Source organism: Serratia sp. CY55921 (assembly GCF_052167655.1).
Classification (GTDB): domain Bacteria; phylum Pseudomonadota; class Gammaproteobacteria; order Enterobacterales; family Enterobacteriaceae; genus Serratia; species Serratia ureilytica.
The window spans coordinates 1,300,038-1,322,750 of the sequence record NZ_JBJNMU010000001.1 but is presented as its reverse complement, the minus strand read 5'-3'; the positions used below and the strand labels follow the sequence as shown (position 1 = coordinate 1,322,750).

Sequence of the window (22,713 nt, the reverse complement as noted above, 5' to 3'; positions counted from 1 at the left end):
AAAAGCGGCGAGGGAGTTTCTCCCTCGCCGCAGCGTCAGCGGCTGCGCCGTGACATCACCCGTTTGTCTTTCGGTCTATCCTGCCAGTCCTCAACCTGATTATTGAAGTTGTCCGCCAGCAGGTAGGCCGGGGTTTTCGCCAGCCAGTCGGACAACGAAATATCCTGATAAATGCCGTTGTCCATCACGATCAATACCTTCAAATCCTCATCGCCGATGTTCTCGATGTAATGGCCGAAGCCCTGCGGCACGTAACCGACGTCCGAAGGGGCGTACTCTTCCGTCTGCGCGTGGCCGTGCGAACTGAACACCGTCATGCGGCCTTTGCCGGCAATATAGTATTGCCATTCGTTGGCATTGGGGTGCCAGTGCAATTCCCGGATTGCGCCGGGTTTCACGATCTCGATGATGCCGGTCATGGTGGTGGAAATGGGAAATTCTTTCGACGACACCAAATGAACGCTGCCGGCGTCATTTTCAAAGAACGGCTTTTGCTTCATTAATTCATAGCGATGGGTCAGCGGGGCGTTATTTAATCCGCCGTCGCTTTTCGGCAATGGCAATGTGGGCGGAACGGCGCCGCCGACAATATAAGCCTCGCCCTGTTTGGCCTTGGAAAATACCGCCGCCGGCATGTCGACGCTTTTTTCCAATACTTCTTTCGGCATATGCGCCACCCAATCGGTAATGCTGAAGGTGCCGAATTCGGAGAAGTGGCCGTTATCAAACGCCAGAATAAAATGCGCGCCGTCCGCCAGCGCCTGAATGGAATGGCCATAGCCTTTCGGGAAATACCAGACGTCGCCGGGGCCGAAGTCCGCCACCTCACATTTGCCTTCGGGATCGAGGATGGTGATGCGCGCATGGCCTTCCAGCATAAACGCCCATTCGGCGGCGATGGCGTGCCAGTGCAGTTCGCGCACGCCGCCCGGCTCCAGCGTCATGTCGACGCCCGCCACGCCTTCGGAGATCGGGAATTGCTCGACGGTGGCTTCGCGCGCCCAACCGTTGGGCAGGCTGCGCTTTTTGCTGTCGGTGAATTTGTATTTATAGAGATGCTGCGCATCGGCAGGCGGCTGATAGCTGCTGGGGGGCACGATATTGCGATGGTCGTCGGCAGCGGCATTTTTGGCGATGCCGCCGATCATGCCGGCGGCGGCCGCGCTGACGGCGGAGACTTTCAATATATCACGACGTGATAGCATAGCGTTTTCTCCAATATAAAACCGTGCGCCTGCAGCAGCAGGCGACAGGGAAGGCGCGATCGCCATTGAAATGATTTTTTGTCATCGGCGGGAATAGGCTGTGACCCTTAAATCCTAGCGGCTGGAATGTATTGCGTAGGCGCTTATTTGTTTGCGTTTGTTACTAAGTGAGAGCGGGTTTAATTAATTAACCGGAAGTTGAATAGTCATGGATTGGAATTAATTTTCACCGCTCACAGGCTTAAATAAATAATAAACGAACGTCATTTTTTATTGGCCGTTCGGGCTTTTTATGACTGCCCCACGGTCTCCAGCACCAGCTGACGAAAGCGCTCGACGATCGGCGAGGCCGGGCTGCGGCGCAGCGCCAGGTAAAGCGGGGCGCTGAGCTGCGCTTCTGCGGCGAGAGTGCGGTAGACGATGCCGTCGCCGCCCAGCCGCCGCATGGAACCGGGCACGATTGACACCCCTAATCCGGCGCCGACCAGGCTGAGGGTGGCCGGCAGGCGCGGCGCTTCCTGCACGATGCGCGGGCTGAAGCCGGCGCGGTGGCAGGCGGCCAGGATAGCGTCGTACAGCCCCTGGCCGGCCGGGCGGCGATAGAGAATAAACGCCTCGTGGGCCAGTTCGGCCAACGGCAGCGGTTGCTGCGTTTCTTGCGCCAGCCGGTGGCCCAGCGGCAGGGCGACGATCATCGGCTCGCTGAGCACTGGCTCGACGCTCAGGCCGGGAATGCCGTTGGCCGGCGAGCGCACGAAGGCGGCGTCGAGGCGCTGTTCCAGCAACGCCTCCATCAGTTCGCCGCTGCCGGCTTCTTCCAGTTGAGTGGTGATGCCCGGCAGGATGTCGCGGTAGCGGCGCAGCAGGTTGGGCACGAACGGGTGCAGCGCGGCGGAACTGGTGAAACCGATAGCGATGTGGCCCTGCTCGCCGCGGGCGGCGCGCTGCACCGCTTCACGCAGGCGTTCGGCGCGCGCCAGCAGGGCGCGGGCTTCTTCGAACAGCACGCCGCCCGCTTCGGTGACGCGCACGCCGCGCGGCAATCGCTGTAACAACTTCACGCCCAATTCGTCTTCCAACCCCTGCAACAGGCGGGTCAGCGGCGGCTGCTGGATAAACAGCCGCTCGGCGGCGCGGGTGATGTTGCCTTCTTCCACCACGGTGACGAACGCCCGCAGGCGACGCAGTTCAATCATTGCCATACCTCAAAGGTATCTTTCTTTGTTCCGGAATGCATTAGACATCATGGCACGGCGACGCGCATGATACCAGACATCAAAACAAGCGATGTGGAACGGCAATGTCATGTCAGATATCAATACGTTAAAACCGCACCCGGCGGTAGCGCCGGGCAACGCGGCGCTGTTTTTGGGCTTTCTGTGGCTGGGGCTGATCGGCTTCGGCGGCGTACTGCCGATGGCGCGCAGCATGTTGGTGGAACGCCGGCGCTGGCTGAACGCGGAACAGTTCACCGAGCTGCTCGGCCTGTGCCAGTTTTTGCCCGGCGGCAATGTGATCAACCTGTCGGTGGCGGTGGGGATGGAATTTCGCGGGCTGCGCGGCGCGCTGTGCGCCTTGCTGGGCCTCATCAGCGCGCCGACGGCGATCGTGGTGGGGCTGGGCGTGGTGTACGCCCGCTTCCAAAACGATCCCCATGTGCAGCATGTGTTCGCCGGGCTGGCCGCCGCGGCCGCCGGGCTGCTGCTCTCGACCGGGATCAAGATGCTGCTGCCGCTGCGCGGCAAATGGCCGGCGCTGGCGATCGTCGCGCTGGCGCTGATCGCCATTGCCTGGCTGCGCCTGCCGCTGTTGCCGACCATGCTGGTGCTGGCGCCGCTGAGCATTCTGCTGATGTGGCGGTGGCCGTCATGAGCGGGGTGTTGATGGCGTTGGCGCTGATCTTCACCGAGCTCTCTTTATTGGCGTTCGGCGGTGGCATGACCATTCTGCCGGAGATGCAGCGGCAGGTGGTAGAGGTGCATCAGTGGATGAGCGCCCAGGAGTTCAGCGCGCTGTTCGCCATGGCGCAGGCCGCGCCGGGGCCGAACATGATGATCGTGCCGCTGGTCGGTTGGCACGTGGCCGGCTGGGCGGGGCTGCTGGTTTCTTCGATCGCCAAGTTCGGGCCGTCTTCCATCGTTACGCTATTGGTGATGGGCGCCTGGCGGCGCTTTAAGGATCGTCCGTGGCGCCGCATCGTGCAGGCCGGGCTGGTGCCGCTGACCGTGGGGCTGGTGGTGGCCAGCGGCCTTTTGATCGCCGAGGCTTCCGCGCCCCATTGGCGGCTGGCGGCGATCGTGGCGCTGGCGACGGGATTGAGCATGAGCAAGCGCCTCCATCCGCTGTGGGTGCTGGCGGGCGGCGCGCTGCTCGGCCTGCTGTTTGCCTGAAGGATTAGCGCGGGATCAGCACAAAGCGTGAAGGGCCGTTGCGGTCGATCAGCTCATAGCGCTTCGGCGCGGTCAGGGCCAGAAACGCCACCATGCTCCCTTCAGCGTCGGTCAGCGTCATGCCGTCCGGCGTCGGCCGCCAGGCGACTGGCAGCGCGTGCAGCGCCAGCGGCTGCAGGCACTCGGCGGAGGCGCTGAAGCGGAAAGCGTTGGTGTTGGCTACCGTTTCGTCGCTCAGCTGCACCTCGCAGACGGCTTTACCGTCGCCGATGGCGGCGAGCTGCCAGTCGCCCTTCAGCGCGGCGGGTTCCAGCAACGGCAGTGAACTGCCCAGGGCACTGCTGCACAATACGCTCATAACGACTCCTGTCAGGCTGGCGCGGCGCAAGGCGCGCATAAGGAAATGGGTTGGCATCGGGTCACTCCTTTCGGCTGTCCGTTCACACCTTAGCACGTTCCCGGCGGGATGATGAGGCAAGGATTAGGTTTTTTAATCCTCGATTATTCTGATCTAACCGTCGCTAAAAGGCGCGAAAAGACGAGTGATTAACCTGTTATTGCGCTTATTTTTCTCATTAATATAGTGAGAATACAAATTGTTATGGTTATCTCCTTCTTAACGCCCGGCGCGGTGAAGCCAGGCTGGGCGGGCTCGCGCCGCCGGAGTGAGTCACTATACTGGTCAATCCTAAGCCTCGGCTTAGATAAGAACGACTGATGAATAGTCTTACAAATCGAGTGGATTCCTAGTGTGTAAAAGGAGAATGCAATGAGCAGTCGCCACAACGACATTTTGCAAGATGACGATGAGTTCACCAGCCTGGCCGCCACATCCCCCAACGATCATAACTATCAGTTTTACTATCACCAGCCCGGCAGCCCCTATGACGGATTGGGCTACGGCGCGCTGTTCACGCTGGACAACGCTAACCTGTACAGTAACCAGCGCGGCGGGGCGGCGATTAATAATTTGGGTAAAATCCGTGATAACTTCAGCTTCGATCGCGCCGCCGATCAGTTGACGCGGCCGGGCCTGACGCACAACGGCGACCAGGTGTATCACCAGCCGGTCGCGCTGACCTATTCCTTCCTGACGCAAAGCGCGCTGAACCGCATCGGCCAGACCGGTGACGGCGACAAGGGGCTGCAGCCGTTGACCCAGGCGGCGCAGGCTCAGGCGCTGAAATCGATGCAGGCGTGGGCCGACGTGGCGAACGTAACCTTCACCGAGGCGGCGTCCACCGATATCAACCACCGCGCGGATATCACCTTCGCCTACTTCACGCAGCGCGCCGACGGCAGCACCGCAGCCGGCAGCGGCCCGAATGCCATCAACGCTTACGCCTATTACCCGCCGAGTTCCAAATCGGGCAGCGATAACGCCTTTGCGGGCACGGTGTGGTTCAACAAAAATTTCGCCACCCATAAGGCGCCGGTTAGCGGCGACTTCAGCAGCCAGACCTTCACCCACGAACTGGGACACGCCCTGGGGCTGGCGCATCCGGGATCTTATGACGCATCGTTAGGCAACCCGAGTTATCAGAATGACGCGGCTTATTATCAGGATTCGCTGCAATACTCGATCATGAGCTATTTCAACGCCGGTTACACCGGCGCCGACACCAAAGGGGTGTATGGCTATGGGCCGATGGTGGATGACATCGCCGCGATCCAGAAGCTGTACGGCGCCAACATGAACACCCGCACCGGCGACACGGTGTACGGCTTCAACTCCAACACCGGCCGTGATTTCCTGACCGCCACGGCGGACAACGGCAAACCGGTCAACTTCGCGGTGTGGGACGCCGGCGGCAACGACACGCTGGACTTCTCCGGCTACAGCCAGCAGCAGATGATCAACCTGAACGACGGCGCGTTCTCCAGCGTCGGCGGCGGCACGCAGAACGTCGCCATCGCGCGCGGGGCGATCATCGAGAACGCCATCGGCGGCAGCGGGCGCGATCTGCTCATCGGCAACGATCAGGACAACCTGCTGGCGGGCAACGCCGGTTCAGACATTCTGTACGGCGGGCGGGGGGCGGACCATCTGTGGGGCGGCAAAGACGCCAACAACTTCACCGACTATTTCGTCTATCTCAACGCCAAAGAGTCGACGGTGGCGGCGTTCGACGTGATTGAAGACTTCGAGCACGGCATCGACAAGATCGATCTCTCCGGCCTGCGCTTCAACAATAGCCTGAGCGAGCTGCGCTTTATCGACAGCGGCAGCGCCTTCAGCGGCCAGAAAGGCGAGATCCAGCTCAACTTCGACGCCTTCAACGGCACCACCGATCTGTTGATGAACACCCAGAGCAACAGCTATGCCGCCGACTTCAAGATCCACGTGGTCGGGCAGGTGGAGCAGAGCGATATTTTGTTTGCCTGAGGTGAGGAAGGGGAAGAGAAAAGGGCCGACCGGCCCTTTTTTTACGACTGGGCCGCCGCGGCGCTTTCCGCCACGAAAGAGCCGGTTTTCACCGCGCCGGCGCGGCGGTAGTGAGCCACAATGACGCCGCCGGGCGAGACCACCGAGTGGGTCAGCGTGAAGGCCGCCGGCGCCGCGTTGTCATCGAACAGCCGCTTGCCGCCGCCGAGCAGCACCGGGTAGGTGAGCAAGCGCAGTTCATCCACCAGATCGTTGGCCAGCAGCTGTTGCATCAGCGTGCTGCTGCCCTGCACCAGCAGCACCGGCCCCTGGGTGCGCTTCAGCTCACGCAGCCGGGCGAGGATGTCTTGCCCCAGCCACTGGCTGTTCTCCCACGTCAGCGTCTCGCCGTGGTGGGTGGCGACGTACTTGGTGGCCTGATTGAACACGCGGGCGATGTCGGCGGAAAACGGGTCGGCCTCGTCGGTGATATGCGGCCAGTAGCCGGCGAAGATATCGTAGGTGCGCCGCCCGAGCAGCAGATCGAAAGGCGCAGAGAAAAGTTCGCCCATCGTTTCCGCGACGGCGTCATCCCAGTAGGGGGCGGTCCAACCGCCGAAGCGAAAGCCGCCGCTGCGGTCTTCGTCCTGCCCGCCGGGCGCCTGCATCACGCCGTCGAGGCTGACGAACGCGCTGGCAATAATCTGTCGCATGGCTGTCTCCTGCAATTGAGTGCCAGCTGAAAGTTTAGCCGCCGCGCGCCGGCTGCGCCAACCGGCCGCTCAGGGTTGCAGCGCCTTGAGCAACGCCTGATGGAAGCGCGCCGGCTCCTCCATTTGCGGCGCATGGCCCAGCCCGGCGAATTCGATCAGCGTGGCGTGCGGGATCAGTTTCGCCGCCTGCTTGCCCAGCACCGCGTAGTGCCCGATCTTGGCCTTGACTGCCGGCGGGGCGATATCGCTGCCGATGGCGGTGGTGTCGGCGGTGCCGATCATCAGCGTGGTGGGCGTTTGCAGATCCTTGAACTCGTAATACACCGGCTGGGTGAAGATCATGTCGTAGATCAGCGCCGAGTTCCACGCCACCAGGCGGTGGCCCGGCCCGTTGTTCAGCCCGGCCAGCATATCCACCCAGCGATCGTACTCCGGCTTCCAGCGGCCGCCGTAGTAGGTGCGCTGCTCATAGTTGCGGATGCCCTCGGCGGTGGTGTTCAGCTCGCGCTCGAACCACCGATCGACGTTGCGCCACGGTACGCCTTTCGCCTTCCAGTCCTCAAGGCCGATCGGGTTGACCATCACCAGCCGTTCCACCGCCTGCGGATACATCAGGCTATAGCGCGTGGCCAGCATGCCGCCGGTGGAGTGGCCGATGACGATGGCCTTGCTGATGTTCAGATTCTGCAGCAGGCCGTGGGTATTTTGCGCCAGCTGTTGGAAGCTGTACTGGTAATGCGCCGGCTTGGTGGAGGAGCAAAAGCCGATTTGATCGGGCGCGATGACGCGGTAACCGGCCTTGCTCAGCGCCTTGATGGTGTCCTGCCAGGTGGCGGCGCAGAAGTTTTTACCGTGCAGCAGCAGCGCGGTGCGGCCGTTGGCGGCGCCTTCCGGCGGCACGTCCATATAGCCCATTTTTAACGGCTGCCCCTGCGAGGTGAAGCTGAATTGTTGCAACGGGTAGGGGTAGTGAAAGCCCTGCAGCTCCGGGCCGAATTTCGGCGTTTCGGTAGCGCCGGCGGTGAACGCGGCCAACGTGGCGCACAACAGCGCGCGGCGGGTTAATCTCAGCATCCTGATCTCCTGAAAAGGGCGATAGCCGAGTATAGCCACAATCGGCGCGCTGGCGCGCCAGTGTTTTCAGATAATTCTGTAATATTAAGGTTTGATTCCCGGCAAGATTCCGACAACGGTCTTTTTCACAGTGAACGGGGTCACGCCGTGCAACATTCGCAGTATCTGATGGTTTTATTTCAAGGCTAAGTTATGCGATGCTTAAGCATTATTTATGCAAAAGGATCCTCGCATGTCCGCTTTATCCCGCTGCGCTTTCAGCGAAGGCAGCGTCGCTTTGCCGGAAGGCTATGCCGATCGCACCGTCAACGTGCTGTTGGCCGGCGATGATGTTTCCCCCTCAGTCAATATTTCCCGCGATGCGCTGCAGCCGGCGGAGAATCTGGAAAGCTACGTCACTCGCCAGCTTGATGCGCTGGCGCAGGGGCTGAAAGGCTGGGCGTTCAAAAGCCGCGAGCCGGCGACGCTGGGTGACGGGCTGGCCGCCGGTGAATGGGTGCGCGCCAGCTACCTGCGCGACGGCAAACGCATCTGGCAAAACCAGGCGGTGTTCGCGCTGGCGGAAGGCCGGGTGCTGGTGTTCACCCTGGCGATGGCGCGCAAGCTGACGCCGCAAGACGACGCGCTGCTGTTGCAGGTGCTGAGCAGCTACCGGGCGGCCTAACGATGAACTCTTTGCGTAAAAGGAACTTACGATGACCGAAGCGGCTCGCGTCGGCGATATTATCGGGCATTCCCATGCCCTGGCCGGCATGATTGCCGGCACGATTGTCGGCGGCCTGATCGCCGCCGCAGGCGCGGTGGCGGCGGGTGCGCTGTTCGTCGCCGGCCTGGCGGCTTCCTGTATCGGCGTCGGCGTGCTGCTCATCGGCGCCAGCCTGGCGGTGGGGTATCTCACCGGGGAGGCGGCCACCGTGGCGCGCGACGGCATTGCCGACGCCGGTGCCGGTAGCCTGACCCCCAAAGGCACTATCGTCACCGGTTCCCCCAACGTCTTCATCAACGGCAAACCCGCCGCGCTCGCCACCAACAGCCAGGTGGCCTGCAGCGACGACGGCCCGAGCATGCAGATGGCGCAGGGCTCCGACAAGGTCAGCATCAACGGCCAGCCCGCCTCGCGCGTGGGGGACAAAACCAACTGCGACGCGCAGGTGATGGAAGGTTCGCCCAACGTGTTTATCGGCGGCGGCACCGTCACCACCTTGCCGATCAAGCCCGAAGTGCCGGATTGGCTGTATAAGGTCTCCGATCTGACGCTGCTGTTCGCCGGCCTGGTGGGCGGCGTGGGCGGCGCCGCCGGCAAGCTGGGGGCGCTCGGCAAACTGCTGGGCAAACTGCCCGGCATCAACAAACTGGCGCGCATCGCCTGCCGAGCCGGCACCCTGATGACCGCGACCGCCGCCGTCGGCATTATCGCCCGGCCGGTGGATATCGTCAGCGGCCAGAAATTCCTCGACGGCGAAGACGATCTCGATTTCGTGCTGCCATCGCGCCTGCCGGTCGCCTGGCAGCGCTATTGGCGCAGCGGTAACCCCGGCGACGGCGTGCTGGGCCGCGGCTGGAACCTGTTCTGGGAGAGCAGCCTGCAGCCGTATCAGGACGGCCTGGTGTGGCGCGCGCCTTCCGGCGACTTCGTCGCTTTCCCCAGGGTGCCGCGCGGCCACAAAACCTATTGCGAAGCCGAAAAATGCTGGCTGATGCACAACGACGACGGCAGCTGGCAGCTGTTTGACGTCGGCGAACAGATTTTCCACTACCCGCCGCTGGCGGGCGAGCAGCCGAGCCGGCTCAGCATGATCACCGACGCCATCGGCAACGCCACCTCGCTGTTTTACGACGACGAGGGGCTGCTGAGCGAACTGGTGGACAGCGCCGGGCAGCGCCTGATGTGCCGCTATGCGCAGGGCCGCCTGCGCGAAGTGGCGCTGCAAACCGCCGAAGGCGAACGGACGCTGGCGCGCTACGGTTACGATGAGCAGGGCCAACTGACGACGGTGAGCAACCGCGCCGGTGAGGTAACGCGCCGCTTTGGCTGGCGCGACGGCCTGATGATCAGCCACCAGGACGCCGCCGGGCTGCTGAACGAATACCAATGGCAAGAGATCGACGGCGTGCCGCGCGTGACGGCCTATCGCAACAGCGCCGGAGAATCCCTTGAGTTCGGCTATGACTTCGCCGGCGGGCGCCGCAGCGCGGTGCGCGGCGACGGCAAGCGCGCGGAGTGGCGGCTGGATGACGACGACAACGTGGCGCAGTACACCGATTTCGACCAGCGCCGCTACGGTTTTATCTACCAACGCGGCGAGCTGTGCAGCGTGCTGCTGCCCGGCGGCGCGCAGCGCCAGAGCGAATGGGACCCTTACGGCCGCCTGTTGTCGGAGACCGACCCGCTCGGCCGCGTGACGCGCTATCAATATTCGCGCAACAGCGGCCGGCTGTTCGCCGTCGCGTACCCGGACGGCAGCAGCGAGGCGCAGCACTGGGACACGCTGGGGCGCCCGACGCGTTATGTCGATGCGCTGGGCAATGCCACGCTGTACCGCTATCCGGATGACGAAGAGAGCCTGCCGGCCAGCGTGATCGACGCGCTGGGCGGGGAAGTGAAGCTGGAGTGGGACGCCCGCGGCCAGCTGACGCGCTACACCGACTGTTCCGGCAGCGTCACGGCTTATACCTACGATGCGCTGGGGCAACTGACGGCGCAGACCGATGCCGAAGGCCATCAGACGCGCTACCTGTGGGATAACGGCGGCCGCCTGCATACCCTGATCCACCCGGACGGCGGCGAAGAGCGCTTTAACTGGAACGCGCACGGCCAGCTGGCCGAACATCAGGACGCGCTGGGCAGCCAGACCCGCTGGCAGTACAACGCCCTGGGGCTGCCGGTCAGCATCACCGATCGCATCAACCGCACCCGGCGCTATCACTACAGCCCGCAGGGTTGGCTGACGCGGCTGGAGAACGGCAACGGCGGCGAATACCGCTTCAGCTACGATGCGGTGGGCCGCGTGCTGACCGAAGAGCGCCCGGACGACACCCGCCACTATTATCGCTACGGCGCGGCCGGGCTGCTGGAAGAGCACCGTGAGGTCGGCCTGCCGGGCAGCGCGGGCGAGCTGACGCAGCGCGAACAGCGCTTCCGCTTCGACGAGGCCGGGCAACTGGTCTGGCGCGGCAACGCCAGCGCGGAATGGCATTACCGTTTCGACGCCATGGGGCGGCTGCGCGAGCTGAACCGCCTGCCGACGGCGAGCGGCGCGGCGCTGGGCATCGAGCCGGACAGCGTGCAGATGCGCTATGACGCCGCCGGGCGGCTGCTCGGCGAGCAGGGCGTGAATGGCGAACTGCAATACCAATGGGATGCGCTGGCCAACCTGCAGGCGCTGACGCTGCCCCAGGGCGATCGCCTGCAGTGGCTGTATTACGGTTCCGGCCACGCCAGCGCCATCAAATTCAACCAGCAGGTGGTGAGCGAGTTCACCCGCGATCGCCTGCACCGGGAAACCGGCCGCAGCCAGGGCGCGCTGCAGCAGCAGCGGCGTTACGACGCCATGGGCCGCCGCAGCTGGCAGAGCAGTGCCTTTGGCCACGACAAACTGACCCGGCCGGAAGACGGCGTGCTGTGGCGCGCTTATCGCTACACCGGCCGCGGCGAGCTGGCCGGGGTGAGCGACGCGCTGCGCGGCGAAGTGCACTACGGTTATGACGCCGAAGGCCGCCTGCTGCAACACCGCGAACCCAATCAGGGCAAACCGGGCGCGCGGCTGGTGTACGATCTGGCGGATAACCTGCTGTGCGAGCGCAGCCCGCAGAGCGACATCGACGCGCATCTGCCGCTGGCGCCGATCGCCGACAATCGTCTGACGCACTGGCAAAAACTGTTTTATCGTTACGACGCCTGGGGCAACCTGATCAGCCGGCGCAACGGCCTTTACGAACAGCACTACCGCTACGACGCCGACAACCGGCTGGTGCAGGCGCACGGTCGCGGCCCGCAGGGCGAATTCGAGGCGCAGTACCATTACGACGCGCTGGGTCGCCGCAGTCGCAAAGCGGTGCGCTACAAGGGCAAAACCGAACAGACGACCCGTTTCCTGTGGCAGGGCTACCGGTTGCTGCAGGAGCAGCGCGACGACGGCAGCCGCCGCAGCTGGAGCTACGATCCGGCCAGCCCGTGGAGCCCGCTGGCGGCGCTGGAGCAGGCGGGCGACAGCCGCTCGGCGGATATTTACTGGTATCACACCGATCTGAACAGCGCGCCGCTGGAGGTGACCGACGCGGCGGGCAACCTGTGCTGGTCCGGGCAATACGACACCTTCGGCAAGCTGCAGGGCCAGACGGTGGCCGGCGCGGCGAAGCGGCAGGGCGCGCAATATCAGCAGCCGCTGCGTTACGCCGGGCAATATCAGGACGACGAAAGCGGCCTGCACTACAACCTGTTCCGTTACTACGAACCCGAGGTGGGGCGTTTCACCACGCAGGATCCGATAGGGTTGCGCGGCGGGCTGAACCTTTATCAGTATGCGCCGAACCCGCTGATGTGGGTGGATCCGCTGGGGTTATCTGTAGAAGGAGTTCCACATGGCTTTAATAGTTTCGGCCAATTTAAACAGTTCGGTGAAGCATTACAGGCAGGAATGAGTAAATTAGGATATCCCGGCACAGTTTCATATATGCAAGGAAGCTCCGTATCGGGGGTAAGTTTCTCTACAGGTCAACCATTTGATGTTGGCCGTGTTAGTGATTTTGACGTTGCTATTTCACATCCTGAGCTATATCAAAAAGCAGAGCAGTTGGGAATAGGAAAAGGAGGGCGCACTGGACCAATTGATATGGGTAGTGAAATGGCTAAGAAATTAGGTATTGATGATACATTGCAAAAATTATCCAAAATGTCAGGAGGTAGACCTGTGAACGCAATGGTCTTTGAGTCTGCTGCTGAAGTTAAGGCTAAAGGAAAGGGAACTAGAATACCTGGTAAATGTGGTGGATAAATTATGAAAAAATTATATTTTTTAAAATATGGCAGTGTTATATCAAAAAAAGAAGCGAGCAAATTACTGGACGATAAATGGGATATAACTTGCTCGGAGTATGATAGTTCCTATTTTGGTGTTTACTTTGCATATACTGGCCTTTATGCGGACAAGTTAACCATTACTGATAATTATATTCCTCACTCTAATGAGTGGTTAGAGGAAGATAACAAAGAGTTTAGCACGATAATTAAGGTGTCTTTCACTAATGGGAAGAATCCAGAAAAACTCAGCAGGTACAAATTCTTGAAGAATGCGTTTAATCAACTTGATGGATTATCGATCATAAGTGATGAGTGCATCGAAGAAGAGTGACCGACAAGCTGTCGAAAGGATCCTTTCTTTGGGGCTCTTTAGTGTGCAGCATTAAATATGAGATATAAGATCAAAGCTTGAAAAGGAGATATTAGGTTCTTTAAAAATAAAAAAGGAAGAGTAAAAACATTAGATTGTTAGTTGCATCAAAGGCCGCCTGCTGCAACACCGCGAACCCAATCAGGCAAAGCGGGCGCGCGGCTGGTGTACGATCTGGCGGATAACCTGCTGGGCGAGCGCAGGGCAACCTGATCAGCCGGCGCAACGGCCTGTATGAACAGCACTACCGCTACGACGCCGACAACCGGCTGGTGCAGGCGCACGGTCGCGGCCCGCAGGGCGAATTCGAGGCGCAGTATCATTACGACGCGCTGGGCCGCCGCAGCCGCAAGGCGGTGCGCTACAAGGGCAAAACCGAACAGACGACCCGTTTCCTGTGGCAGGGCTACCGGTTGCTGCAGGAGCAGCGCGACGAGGGCAGCCGCCGCAGCTGGAGCTACGATCCGGCCAGCCCGTGGAGCCCGCTGGCGGCGCTGGAGCAGGCGGGCGACAGCCGCTCGGCGGATATTTACTGGTATCACACCGATCTGAACAGCGCGCCGCTGGAAGTGACCGACGCGGCGGGCAACCTGTGCTGGTCCGGGCAATACGACACCTTCGGCAAGCTGCAGGGCGCGCAATATCAGCAGCCGCTGCGCTACGCCGGGCAATACCAGGATGACGAAAGCGGCCTGCACTACAACCTGTTCCGTTACTACGAACCCGAGGTGGGGCGTTTCACCACGCAGGATCCGATAGGGTTGCGCGGCGGGCTGAACCTTTATCAGTATGCGCCGAACCCGCTGATGTGGGTGGATCCGTTGGGGTTGATGAGTTGCTCGACTGATGCAGCTAAGCTTGCCCGAAATCTGGGGCCACAACCTATGGGGGGAGGGAAATATGATGCGCACCATATTATAATGTCCAACTCTTCTGATGCCCGAATGGTTGCATTAAGAAAACGAATGGATGATCTCGATATTGATATTAATAATTCAAAGAATGGAGTTTGGCTTCCTAATACTAGGGCTGACCGTATAGAAGGTACTTTAACGACTGCCCACAAAGGCAATGGGATACATGGCAATGCATATAAACAATATGTTTATGATAAACTTATTAACAGTCAGACGGATAAAGAGTTCTTATCTTCTCTTAAGCAAATAAAAAGTGAGCTTGAGGGAGGTAAGGTATTTCCTCTTGCAAATGGTAGAATCCCTACTTTATAATGGTGATAAAATGAAAGAAGTAGCTGATGGTATAAGGGCTGATTTAGATGAAGTGCAGTCTCTTTTTTCGAATGAAGAGCTATTAGCTGAAAAAATATCTTCTATTAGCCATACGGAATCAAAGGTTGTATCTTGGTCTAAAACTAATGCCTTTAGTATTATTCCATTTTACAATGAGTTAACCGGCTTTAAAACCGGAGAAATATTGAGTAAAGAGCCTAAGAACAAAAGTAATGCATATTGCTATTTTTCAAATGATGGCCTTGTAAATAAAATCGACAGCTATAACTCAAAAGGAGTTGTGGCGGATACATCTTATGTCATTAGAGATGGTGATGAGGTTCTTGAAATAAGACAGGATGTAAAGGGCAACTATTTAGCTATAAGTAGAGTTTTTTTAAACTCTCAAGGGCAGCCATCTAAAGCTTTTTTTGCAAATGATGATGGCAATTTATCTGGTTATCATTACTTTTATAAAGATGGCAGAATCGATAGTATATTGACGGTAAGTAATTACTCTCCTTTACCATATGTTATTTTATCATGTGTTTATGATGATGGTAAAATTAGTGAAATTTATTTTAATAACAATAAGGGAAAGGTTGTTATATATCCTCGCTAGGATATTAAGTTGATTCTTAATTGACAGGGCGACTTTAGTTATTTACATGCTTCCTGTGGCAGGGCTACCGGTTGCTGCAGGAGCAGCGCGACGACGGCAGCCGCCGCAGCTGGATCTACGATCCGGCCAGCCCGTGGAGCCCGCTGGCGGCGCTGGAGCAGGCGGGCGACAGCCGCTCGGCGGATATTTACTGGTATCACACCGATCTGAACAGCGCGCCGCTGGAAGTGACCGACGCGGCGGGCAACCTGTGCTGGTCCGGGCAATACGACACCTTCGGCAAGCTGCAGGGCCAGACGGTGGCCGGCGCGGCGAAGCGGCAGGGTGCGCAATATCAGCAGCCGCTGCGCTACGCCGGACAATATCAGGACGACGAAAGCGGCCTGCACTACAACCTGTTCCGCTACTACGAACCCGAGGTGGGGCGTTTCACCACGCAGGATCCGATAGGGTTGGAAGGCGGGCTGAACCTTTATCAGTATGCGCCGAACCCGCTGATGTGGGTGGATCCGCTGGGGTTGAGTATTGAATGGGTTAATCCTTCGTCGTTAAATTATTCTCAAGCATATATATCTGATAACGTAACTGGATATATACTGATATGTCTAATAATAATTGGGATTGGAATCGAAGTGGACCATTAAATGTTGCCGAAGTAGATGGGCAATTAGTCTCTCTAGACAACCGCAGGTTATATGCAGCGCAAATGGCTAATGTAGAATCTGTACCAATTAAGAGGGTCAATTTATCTGATCCGTTACCACCACCAGCAACTGGAGGTACGTATGGGAGTAATCTCAATAAAAAACTGAACTCTAAACCTAAGAATTCTGATGTTCCTAGGGTCCAGTTACCAGCAACTGGAACACCTAAGAAGCCAACAATTGTTAGCAAGAACAAAAAAATGGGGAGTTGCAAATGATAGCTAAAGAAATGCAGAGTAAGTGGGAAAACAATCAACTAGTCGGATTAGATGTAATCATTAATGATGTAGGTGTTGTAAGGGAAATAGATATTGAATTCGAGATGAATTATAAATTCAAAGGCACCTTTAATAAAGAGTATAAAGTCTTATTAGGTAATGAGACAACCTTGAATGCATTGATTGAACAGTATGACGAGGTGTGGTCAGAGATTCAAGTGAATAACAAAGTGCAACTTCCTGACGGTGATTTCTTGTTATGTGGTGAGGGTGAAATGGGCAATGAAGGGTTTATTGCACGTACAGATGGAACTAATAGATTAAAATGGTCCATGTACTCAACAACATCTAATCCTTTTGTTAACGTTATAGAGGCTGGCAAATGTGTTTATTTTCAATCTACGCTGGGTTTCTATATCTTTTTTGATATAACTAACAATAACATATCTATAAAAAATGAAAAAAGTTGGTGAGGCTTTAAACGAAAGTGAGTGGCATAGATGAAAGTTTATTTCTATGAAATGATGAGCTAAGCTGGCAAGTTGCAGGGCCAGACGATAGCCGGCACGGCGAAGCGGCAGGGCGCGAAATATCAGCAACCGCTGCGCTACGCCGGGCAATATCAGGACGACGAAAGCGGCCTGCACTACAACCTGTTCCGTTACTACGAACCCGAGGTGGGGCGTTTCACCACGCAGGATCCGATAGGGCTGCGCGGCGGGTTGAACCTGTATCAGTATGCGCCGAACCCGCTGATGTGGATGGACCCGTATGGGTTGACTGAGGTTACTGTTGGTCGCTGGATGGGACCGGCAGAATATGAAAAAAAGGTTTCCACAGGTAAGGTTGTGCAAAGCACAACAGCACAACGGGAACTTCAACATGCTCAAAAAAATAAGTGATTGTATCTTATCCAATAGCCATTATGAAGTTAAGTACAATGCTAATGATTTTACAGATAGTCTGGTTGTTGATATAGATGACGATACGAAGATTGCGCGTTTTACGGTGTGGGATGATGCATCTTGTATGTTGGAGATCATTGATGTTGAAACCGGGAACTATATAATTAATGAACGAAGAGAATTATCAGACGAGGAAACTGTAATAGAAGCATTTAAAGAGTTTGTATCGTTGCTTAGAACTTAGTTATAAAGATTATTGATCTGATTTTGACATACTAATTTTAAATGCTCGGCTTTATGCACTGATGGACTTTTGAATAACGATGCGGCGAGCCCGCTGGCGGCGTTGGAGCAGGCGGGTGACAGCCGCTCGGCGGATATTTACTGGTATCAAACCGATCTGAATAGCGCGCCGCTGGAAGTAACCAACGCGGCGAAGCGGCAGGGCGCGCAATACCAGAAGCCGCTGTGCTACGCCGGGCAATATCAGGACGACGAAAGCGGTCTGCACTACAGTTCAGCTACTACGAACCCGCGGATGTGGGTGGATCCGCTGGGATTGAGTAGCAGAAGAGACCAACTCCCAGGGGATAAAATGCTTCTGAAAAGTGCGGTATTGAAATTAACCGATATGACGACTAGCTTGTCTGGAATATACAGCGCAATGTCTTTCTTAGTTATCATTTAAGTAGAGAGTGAGCTAAAGATGAAGGTGCAAGCAATAAAGACTAAGTATGGGTTCATTCAAGGGCGAGATGCCTTGATTATCTCTGAACATGAAGTGAGTCTTTCTCCTTTCACATTTAAAATTAAAGCGTTGCTTTCGTCATCAGCATGCGAGTTAGAGGTTTTGAATGAGGCTGATGTGAAAATAGAGTTCTTTTTTAGTGATATAGAAAGGATGTCTATCTATAAAGTCGATGACTATCCTTATGAGAAGTATTCAGAGTCAAGCTTTGACCTGCTGGAGGAATACAGTTCAGGAAAAGCAAGGGTTGCGTTAAGTACCTATGATCATGTTTTCGATGTTACAGGTAGTTTTAAAATATTGTATGAATAATGGCGGCATTTTGTGCCGCAGAAAAAGTTCGAAACGGTAGGAGGCATACTAAATACCCAATGTGCCGTTAATCAGGGTGCAGCACTGCCCGCCGATCCAGGGCTCGCCGTCAATAAAGCGCACGCTCACGCGGCCATCTCGCTTCAGTTGGGTGCCCTGGCGCACCAGGTAGCCCTGCGCGGTTCGGTCGCCGTCGGGGAAGCGGTTGGCCTTCAGCAAGCGCGCCAGGCAGGCGTTGGCGCTGCCCGTTACCGGATCTTCGATCAAGGCGCCGCATTCCACCATAAATGCGCGCATTTCGTAATCTGCCGGTTCGGCCGCAGAACAGGCGCCATAAATCACTACGCCATCCACATCACAGGCGGTTTGCAACCGTTCGATCATGGCCTGATCCGGCATCACCGCCAGGCAAGATTGCGCATCCGGCAGGCGCATCATCAGCCAGCGGATGCCCATGTTGACAATAACCGGCAGGGTATCGGCTTCAATCACCGCCGGCTGTAAAGCGGCCATCAGCCGTTCTGTTTCCTCAACCGCCATCGCGCGAAAACTGACTTCGGGCGCGGCGAACGCCAATGCGCCTTCCGGCAGGATATTGATTGCCACCAGGCCGACGCCGCATTCCTGCATCACCGTTCCGGGGCGTTTAGGCGCCAATCCGGCTTCCAGCAGGGCGTGTGCGGTGCCCAGCGTCGGGTGGCCGGCGAAGGGCAGCTCCTTTTCGGTAGTGAAGATGCGCACCTTATAATCCGCCGCCGGGTGCGTCGGTTTAAGCACAAAGGTGGTTTCCGAAAGGTTGGTCCAACGGGCCAATGCCAGCATCTGCGCGTCGTTCAGCCCTTCGGCTTCCAGCACCACCGCCACGGGATTACCGAGCAGCGGCGTGGCGGTGAAAACGTCCACCTGTTTGTAGGCGCGGGGAATCACATCATCGCTTCTGAGCATTGGCCATCATCCGTTATCAACAAAACCTGATGATAACGATATTCGCCAATGGCTTCAAAGGGTTGAATTTTGTTTTGGCATACCTGCCCGTCGCCACCTCAGCCCCGGCTTGGCGAACATCACCAGGTTGCCCAGCAGAATCAGGCACAGCCCCAGCACGGCGTTGAAGTGCCACTGGTAGCCTTCGTAGATCGTCGAGATGGTCAGCGCCACCAGCGGGAACAGCAGGGTGCTGTAAGCCGCCGCGCCAGCGCCGATGCGGCCGAGCAGGCTGAAGTAGGCGGCGAAGGCGATCACCGATCCGAAGACAGCCAGGTACAGCAGGGAGCCGATATAGCGGCTGCTGAATTCGATCTGGAACGATGCGCCCTGCGCCAGGGCGATCAGCGCCATCAGCATCGCGCCGTAGGTCATGGCGTAGGTGTTGGTGGAAAAAATATCCAGCCCGCGGCGCTGATGACGCGCGCTGATCATATTGCCCAGCGAGAAGCCGTAGGTGCCGAGCGCGCTCAGACCGATGCCTTTGAGCAGCTCCGGCGCCATGCGGGTGGCGGCCAGGTCTTGCCAGAACAGCGCCACGATGCCGGTCAACCCCAGCAGCGCCGCCGGCAGCAGGTTGGGGCTGGGGCGCTGGCGGAAAAACAGCAGGCTGTTGAGGGCATTGAACAGCACCGCCATCGAGAAGATCACCGATTCCAGCCCGCTGCTGATATAAGCCGCCGCGTGGTAAAAGCAGAAGAAGTTGAAACCGAACACGCAGCAGCCCTGCAACACGCAGAACAAATGATCGCGCGGGGCGATGCGGCGCAGACGGCGCGTTAGCAACAGCACGGCGAACATCACCGCGGCGGAAATGGCGAAGCGGTAAGCGATCGAGACAGGAATGGCCACCGGGCCTTCCTGTTGCAGGGTGATCGCAATCCAGGTGGTGCCCCAAATCAGCACCACGGCGAGGTACAACAGCGCATTCATTCTATTCACTCCGAAAAAACCGATGGCGCAGTATCCGCTTTGGCGTGCGGCCGCGCTTGCAGCGCCTTGCGCCCAGTTGCATATTCTTGCGCTTTTTTTGCCAAAAGCGCGGGGCGGCCGCTGGCATGCCGAGGCGCCACTCTTTACACTGTCGGCATGTCGAACAACGGGGCCGGCGATGTCCAACTATCAGGCGTTTGAAACACTGCGTGAGCATAAAGCGCGGTTGCACGGCCGCGTGCTGCTGGGCACCGGCGTGGAGCTGGCGGCCTGGTCCAACTGCAACGATCGCGTCACGCAGGAGAGCGCCGACCACCATACCCTGAGCCTGTACGTCGCCGACGGCTATGAGTGCTACCAGCAGGTGCCGGGCGGCTGGCGCAACGGCGGCGGGCCGGATCGGTTCTGCATCATGCCGCGCCAGTATGCATCTACCTGGGATGTGCGCAGCGATCTGTCGTTCGTGCATCTGTATTGCACCGACGGGCATTTGCGCCGGCTGGCGGAGCAAACCTGGGATCGCAGCCCGGCGGCGATCAACGTAGAGCCGCGTAGCTTTGGCGAAGATCCGCAAATTACGCTGCTGTATCGCCAGTTTTTGCTTAACTGCGACTGGCGTGACAGCGCCAATCTGCTGGCGCTCAGCAGCGCGTCGAACCTGCTGATGTCGCACCTGATCCAACGCTACAGCCAGCTGCAGTGGACGCTGCCGCAGGCGCGCGGCGGCCTGGCCCCCGCGGTAGCCAGGCGGGTGCGGGAATATATCGCAAGCCATCTCGATCGGCCGCTGCTGCTGGCCGATCTGGCGGCGCAGGCCGGATTGAGCGAGTACCACTTCGCCCGCATGTTCAAGCACGCCACCGGCCTGGCGCCGCACCAGTTCGTGATGCGCGCGCGGCTGCAACGGGCGGAACAGCTGTTGCGGCATAGCCAACAGCCGATCACCGAGATCGCGCTGGCGTGCGGCTTCAGCTCCGCCAGCCATTTCAGCAACCGCTTCAAGGCGGCCTATGGATTTGCTCCGCTGCAGGTGCGGCAGGGGCGCTAACCGGAAGGGAGTGCAAGCATGGATCAACAATTTGCGGGCCTGGGCGTGTTGTTTGTCGCCGGATTCGGGCCCATCACGCGTGAGAGCGACGCGAGCAAGGCGTTTTATGTCGAGGCGCTGGGGTTGCCGCTCAAGCCGATGCCGGGCAACGAGAGCTATCTGCTGGCCGAGCAGGGCGCGCTGGACGGGGTGAAACACTTCGCCCTGTGGCCGCTGGCGCAGGCGGCGCAGTCCTGTTTTGGCGACGAGCGCTGGCCGGCGGATCTCGCGGCGCCGCAGGCGTGGATCGAATTTGACGTGGCCGACATGGCGATAGCCACCCAAGGGCTAATCGATCGCGGTTATCGGCTGCTGGTCGCCAACCGTGAAGAGCCGTGGGGGCAAAGCGTTACCCGGTTGCTCAGCCCGGAAGGATTGCTGGTTGGCGTCACCTATACGCCCTGGCTGCGTTAAACGCCGCGCCGCCCGCCACCGTTTCCCTGCGGCGGGCGGCTTAAGAACAAATTCGCATTAGCTTAAAGCTATCTGCGCTATAGACCTACCGAATCCCCGAGCTATCCCTCATCCTGAAAACAGTAATCCCGTTCATTGCGTAAAAACCAAGGGTCAGAACGCGCTATTGCCACGCCATTTCACGGCGATTTTTTACCCTCTTTTGGCGTCGTCAGGTGCCTGATGGGAATAGAGATTATTCTTATATTTCCGCTAACCGTTAAGAAATAATAATGATTCTCGTTTTCAACCACGGAAAGGAGAAGGAACGATGAAAACAGTGAAGCGAACGGGTATCGCGCTGGCGATAGCCCTGACTTTCCCCCTGGCATTGCCTGCCGCTACGGCGGCGCAAACCTCCCTGACAAACAGTAAGGCGGCGACGATGACGGAAAAACACGGGCAGTTTATTGCGGTTGGTAAAGTGGTGCAGGTGACCTTTGGCGATTTCGCCTTCAAGCTGGATTTTACCGATGACAAGACCATGACCTTCACCGGCATCGGCGAGGCGTCGCAGGGCATCACCGATACCGTGCAGTACACCGCGGTGGAAATTCGGCCGAAGGTCTACATGGTCTACTGGCATGAGCCGCAGTCCGGCGACAACGTGACGCATATCGAGGACTTCGAGCGCGGCGAGGTGTACACCAACATCGCCGCCAAGGACGGCAGCTTCACCCATCTGAAAGGGCAGCTGAAAATTGTAGGTCACTCAGGAAACTAAGGAACAGTTATGAAAAAGGCATTGATCACCTGTGCGATCGTCGGCGGCCTGCTGGCGAGTTACCCGGCGCTGTCAACGGATCAGGCGGCGTCTTACAAATCGGCCGGCAAGGGCGGTTATCATCATGCTCAGCAAAAGCTGAAGGTGGTGGAAGATCTGTACGCGGGCTTCTTCAACCGCCATGACATCGGCGTGGCGCGGAAGCTGATTGTGGAAAACTACAAGCAGCATAACCCGTTCGTCGGCGACGGCATCAAGCCGTTCCTCGATTTCTTCAGCCAGACCTTCAAAGACAACCCGCAGTACAGCGCTAAAATATACCGCAGCGCGGTCAACGGCGATCTGGTCTACGTTCACGTCAAATATCAAAATAACCCGCAGGATCGCGGCACTGCCAGCGTGGATATTTATCGGGTGAACGATCAGGGGAAAATCACCGAGCATTGGGACGTCAATCAGGATGTGCCGGAAAAATCGGCCAACGACAACACCATGTTCTGATGCAAAAGGGCCGCTGCGGCGGCCCTCTACGCGCCTGCAACACTTTATTTACTTACATAAATACCAAACGTTCATCGCGTCGAGTAGGCTACGGCCGCCTTTGGCAGTGGCGGCACGGTTGATGGGCGTCATTGTCCCGCCACTGCTTGAGGCGCT

21 protein-coding genes and 4 pseudogenes are annotated in these 22,713 nt (G+C 58.1%); 18 read left to right on the top strand and 7 right to left on the bottom strand.

Annotated features, from left to right (window positions below):
• Positions 1–35 precede the first annotated feature (35 nt).
• Together ACJ8M3_RS06240 and ACJ8M3_RS06235 are read right to left on the bottom strand one after the other, a co-directional pair.
• The gene (locus tag ACJ8M3_RS06240) at positions 36–1,205 is read right to left on the bottom strand and encodes a cupin domain-containing protein (protein ID WP_042784444.1); all 1,170 of its coding nucleotides are present in this window, start codon (positions 1,203–1,205) and stop codon (positions 36–38) included.
• 290 nt (positions 1,206–1,495) lie between these two features.
• Positions 1,496–2,407, bottom strand: coding sequence for a LysR family transcriptional regulator (locus ACJ8M3_RS06235; protein ID WP_033643004.1), 912 nt, complete (start codon positions 2,405–2,407; stop codon positions 1,496–1,498).
• Between the two features lie 103 nt (positions 2,408–2,510).
• Between ACJ8M3_RS06235 and ACJ8M3_RS06230 the strand changes: the two genes are divergently transcribed.
• Both ACJ8M3_RS06230 and ACJ8M3_RS06225 read left to right on the top strand, forming a co-directional pair.
• Entirely contained in the window at positions 2,511–3,077 is a 567-nt protein-coding gene (locus tag ACJ8M3_RS06230; RefSeq protein WP_089197691.1) for a chromate transporter, read from the top strand.
• Positions 3,074–3,595: a chromate transporter gene (locus tag ACJ8M3_RS06225; RefSeq protein WP_033644268.1), complete on the top strand. Its 522-nt coding sequence runs from the start codon at positions 3,074–3,076 to the stop codon at positions 3,593–3,595. Before ACJ8M3_RS06230 ends, ACJ8M3_RS06225 begins: the two co-directional genes overlap by 4 nt.
• A gap of 4 nt (positions 3,596–3,599) precedes the next feature.
• On the opposite strand, the gene ACJ8M3_RS06220 is transcribed toward ACJ8M3_RS06225, so the two are convergent.
• The gene (locus ACJ8M3_RS06220) at positions 3,600–3,953 is read right to left on the bottom strand and encodes a protease inhibitor Inh/omp19 family protein (protein ID WP_033650455.1); all 354 of its coding nucleotides are present in this window, start codon (positions 3,951–3,953) and stop codon (positions 3,600–3,602) included.
• A 411-nt stretch (positions 3,954–4,364) separates the two neighbouring features.
• Between ACJ8M3_RS06220 and ACJ8M3_RS06215 the strand changes: the two genes are divergently transcribed.
• On the top strand, positions 4,365–5,981 hold the full coding sequence (locus tag ACJ8M3_RS06215) for a serralysin family metalloprotease (protein ID WP_042784449.1): 1,617 nt from the start codon (positions 4,365–4,367) through the stop codon (positions 5,979–5,981).
• 41 nt (positions 5,982–6,022) lie between these two features.
• Here the strand turns inward: ACJ8M3_RS06215 and ACJ8M3_RS06210 are convergent, their stop codons facing one another.
• Together ACJ8M3_RS06210 and ACJ8M3_RS06205 are read right to left on the bottom strand one after the other, a co-directional pair.
• A complete protein-coding gene (locus ACJ8M3_RS06210) occupies positions 6,023–6,673 on the bottom strand; it encodes a dihydrofolate reductase family protein (protein WP_047026155.1) in 651 nt (216 codons plus the stop codon).
• Between the two features lie 69 nt (positions 6,674–6,742).
• Positions 6,743–7,747, bottom strand: a complete 1,005-nt coding sequence (locus tag ACJ8M3_RS06205; RefSeq protein ID WP_089197020.1) for an alpha/beta fold hydrolase — start codon at positions 7,745–7,747, stop codon at positions 6,743–6,745.
• Between the two features lie 232 nt (positions 7,748–7,979).
• Here ACJ8M3_RS06205 and ACJ8M3_RS06200 point away from each other — a divergent pair, with 232 nt between their 5' ends.
• The 11 genes and pseudogenes from ACJ8M3_RS06200 to ACJ8M3_RS06150 all read left to right on the top strand — a co-directional run bounded on the left by ACJ8M3_RS06200 (position 7,980) and on the right by ACJ8M3_RS06150 (position 17,875).
• Positions 7,980–8,411 (top strand): DcrB-related protein, encoded by a 432-nt coding sequence (locus ACJ8M3_RS06200; RefSeq protein ID WP_089197021.1) that lies wholly within the window; start codon positions 7,980–7,982, stop codon positions 8,409–8,411.
• A gap of 31 nt (positions 8,412–8,442) precedes the next feature.
• A complete protein-coding gene (locus tag ACJ8M3_RS06195; RefSeq protein ID WP_089197022.1) occupies positions 8,443–12,741 on the top strand; it encodes an RHS repeat-associated core domain-containing protein in 4,299 nt (1,432 codons plus the stop codon).
• Positions 12,742–12,744: 3 nt separating this feature from the next.
• Positions 12,745–13,098: a hypothetical protein gene (locus ACJ8M3_RS06190; RefSeq protein ID WP_016927808.1), complete on the top strand. Its 354-nt coding sequence runs from the start codon at positions 12,745–12,747 to the stop codon at positions 13,096–13,098.
• A gap of 148 nt (positions 13,099–13,246) precedes the next feature.
• Positions 13,247–14,366 (top strand): annotated as a pseudogene (locus ACJ8M3_RS06185) (RHS repeat-associated core domain-containing protein); the annotation flags it as partial.
• A gap of 10 nt (positions 14,367–14,376) precedes the next feature.
• Positions 14,377–14,988, top strand: coding sequence for a hypothetical protein (locus ACJ8M3_RS06180; RefSeq protein WP_145957724.1), 612 nt, complete (start codon positions 14,377–14,379; stop codon positions 14,986–14,988).
• Between the two features lie 44 nt (positions 14,989–15,032).
• Positions 15,033–15,512: pseudogene (locus ACJ8M3_RS06175) on the top strand (RHS repeat-associated core domain-containing protein); the annotation flags it as partial.
• A gap of 394 nt (positions 15,513–15,906) precedes the next feature.
• Positions 15,907–16,383, top strand: coding sequence for a hypothetical protein (locus ACJ8M3_RS06170; RefSeq protein ID WP_089197023.1), 477 nt, complete (start codon positions 15,907–15,909; stop codon positions 16,381–16,383).
• 108 nt (positions 16,384–16,491) lie between these two features.
• Positions 16,492–16,773, top strand: a pseudogene (locus ACJ8M3_RS06165) (RHS repeat-associated core domain-containing protein); the annotation flags it as partial.
• 19 nt (positions 16,774–16,792) lie between these two features.
• Positions 16,793–17,059 carry an immunity protein TriTu family protein gene (locus ACJ8M3_RS06160; protein WP_071845145.1) on the top strand — a complete coding sequence of 89 codons (267 nt, stop codon included), beginning with the start codon at positions 16,793–16,795 and terminating at the stop codon, positions 17,057–17,059.
• An 87-nt stretch (positions 17,060–17,146) separates the two neighbouring features.
• Positions 17,147–17,380, top strand: a pseudogene (locus ACJ8M3_RS06155) (RHS repeat-associated core domain-containing protein); the annotation flags it as partial.
• A gap of 141 nt (positions 17,381–17,521) precedes the next feature.
• Positions 17,522–17,875, top strand: coding sequence for a hypothetical protein (locus tag ACJ8M3_RS06150; protein WP_089197024.1), 354 nt, complete (start codon positions 17,522–17,524; stop codon positions 17,873–17,875).
• A gap of 48 nt (positions 17,876–17,923) precedes the next feature.
• On the opposite strand, the gene ACJ8M3_RS06145 is transcribed toward ACJ8M3_RS06150, so the two are convergent.
• Positions 17,924–18,820 carry a PhzF family phenazine biosynthesis protein gene (locus tag ACJ8M3_RS06145; protein ID WP_089197025.1) on the bottom strand — a complete coding sequence of 299 codons (897 nt, stop codon included), beginning with the start codon at positions 18,818–18,820 and terminating at the stop codon, positions 17,924–17,926.
• A gap of 54 nt (positions 18,821–18,874) precedes the next feature.
• Positions 18,875–19,792 carry a DMT family transporter gene (locus ACJ8M3_RS06140; protein WP_033643015.1) on the bottom strand — a complete coding sequence of 306 codons (918 nt, stop codon included), beginning with the start codon at positions 19,790–19,792 and terminating at the stop codon, positions 18,875–18,877.
• 178 nt (positions 19,793–19,970) lie between these two features.
• On the opposite strand from ACJ8M3_RS06140, the gene ACJ8M3_RS06135 reads away from it, so the two are divergent.
• The 4 genes from ACJ8M3_RS06135 to ACJ8M3_RS06120 all read left to right on the top strand — a co-directional run bounded on the left by ACJ8M3_RS06135 (position 19,971) and on the right by ACJ8M3_RS06120 (position 22,557).
• Positions 19,971–20,840 (top strand): helix-turn-helix domain-containing protein, encoded by an 870-nt coding sequence (locus tag ACJ8M3_RS06135; RefSeq protein ID WP_033643016.1) that lies wholly within the window; start codon positions 19,971–19,973, stop codon positions 20,838–20,840.
• 18 nt (positions 20,841–20,858) lie between these two features.
• Positions 20,859–21,293 carry a glyoxalase/bleomycin resistance/dioxygenase family protein gene (locus tag ACJ8M3_RS06130; protein WP_047026144.1) on the top strand — a complete coding sequence of 145 codons (435 nt, stop codon included), beginning with the start codon at positions 20,859–20,861 and terminating at the stop codon, positions 21,291–21,293.
• A 310-nt stretch (positions 21,294–21,603) separates the two neighbouring features.
• Positions 21,604–22,056 carry a MoaF-related domain-containing protein gene (locus tag ACJ8M3_RS06125; RefSeq protein WP_099783007.1) on the top strand — a complete coding sequence of 151 codons (453 nt, stop codon included), beginning with the start codon at positions 21,604–21,606 and terminating at the stop codon, positions 22,054–22,056.
• A 9-nt stretch (positions 22,057–22,065) separates the two neighbouring features.
• The gene (locus ACJ8M3_RS06120) at positions 22,066–22,557 is read left to right on the top strand and encodes a nuclear transport factor 2 family protein (RefSeq protein ID WP_033643018.1); all 492 of its coding nucleotides are present in this window, start codon (positions 22,066–22,068) and stop codon (positions 22,555–22,557) included.
• Positions 22,558–22,713: the final 156 nt, after the last annotated feature.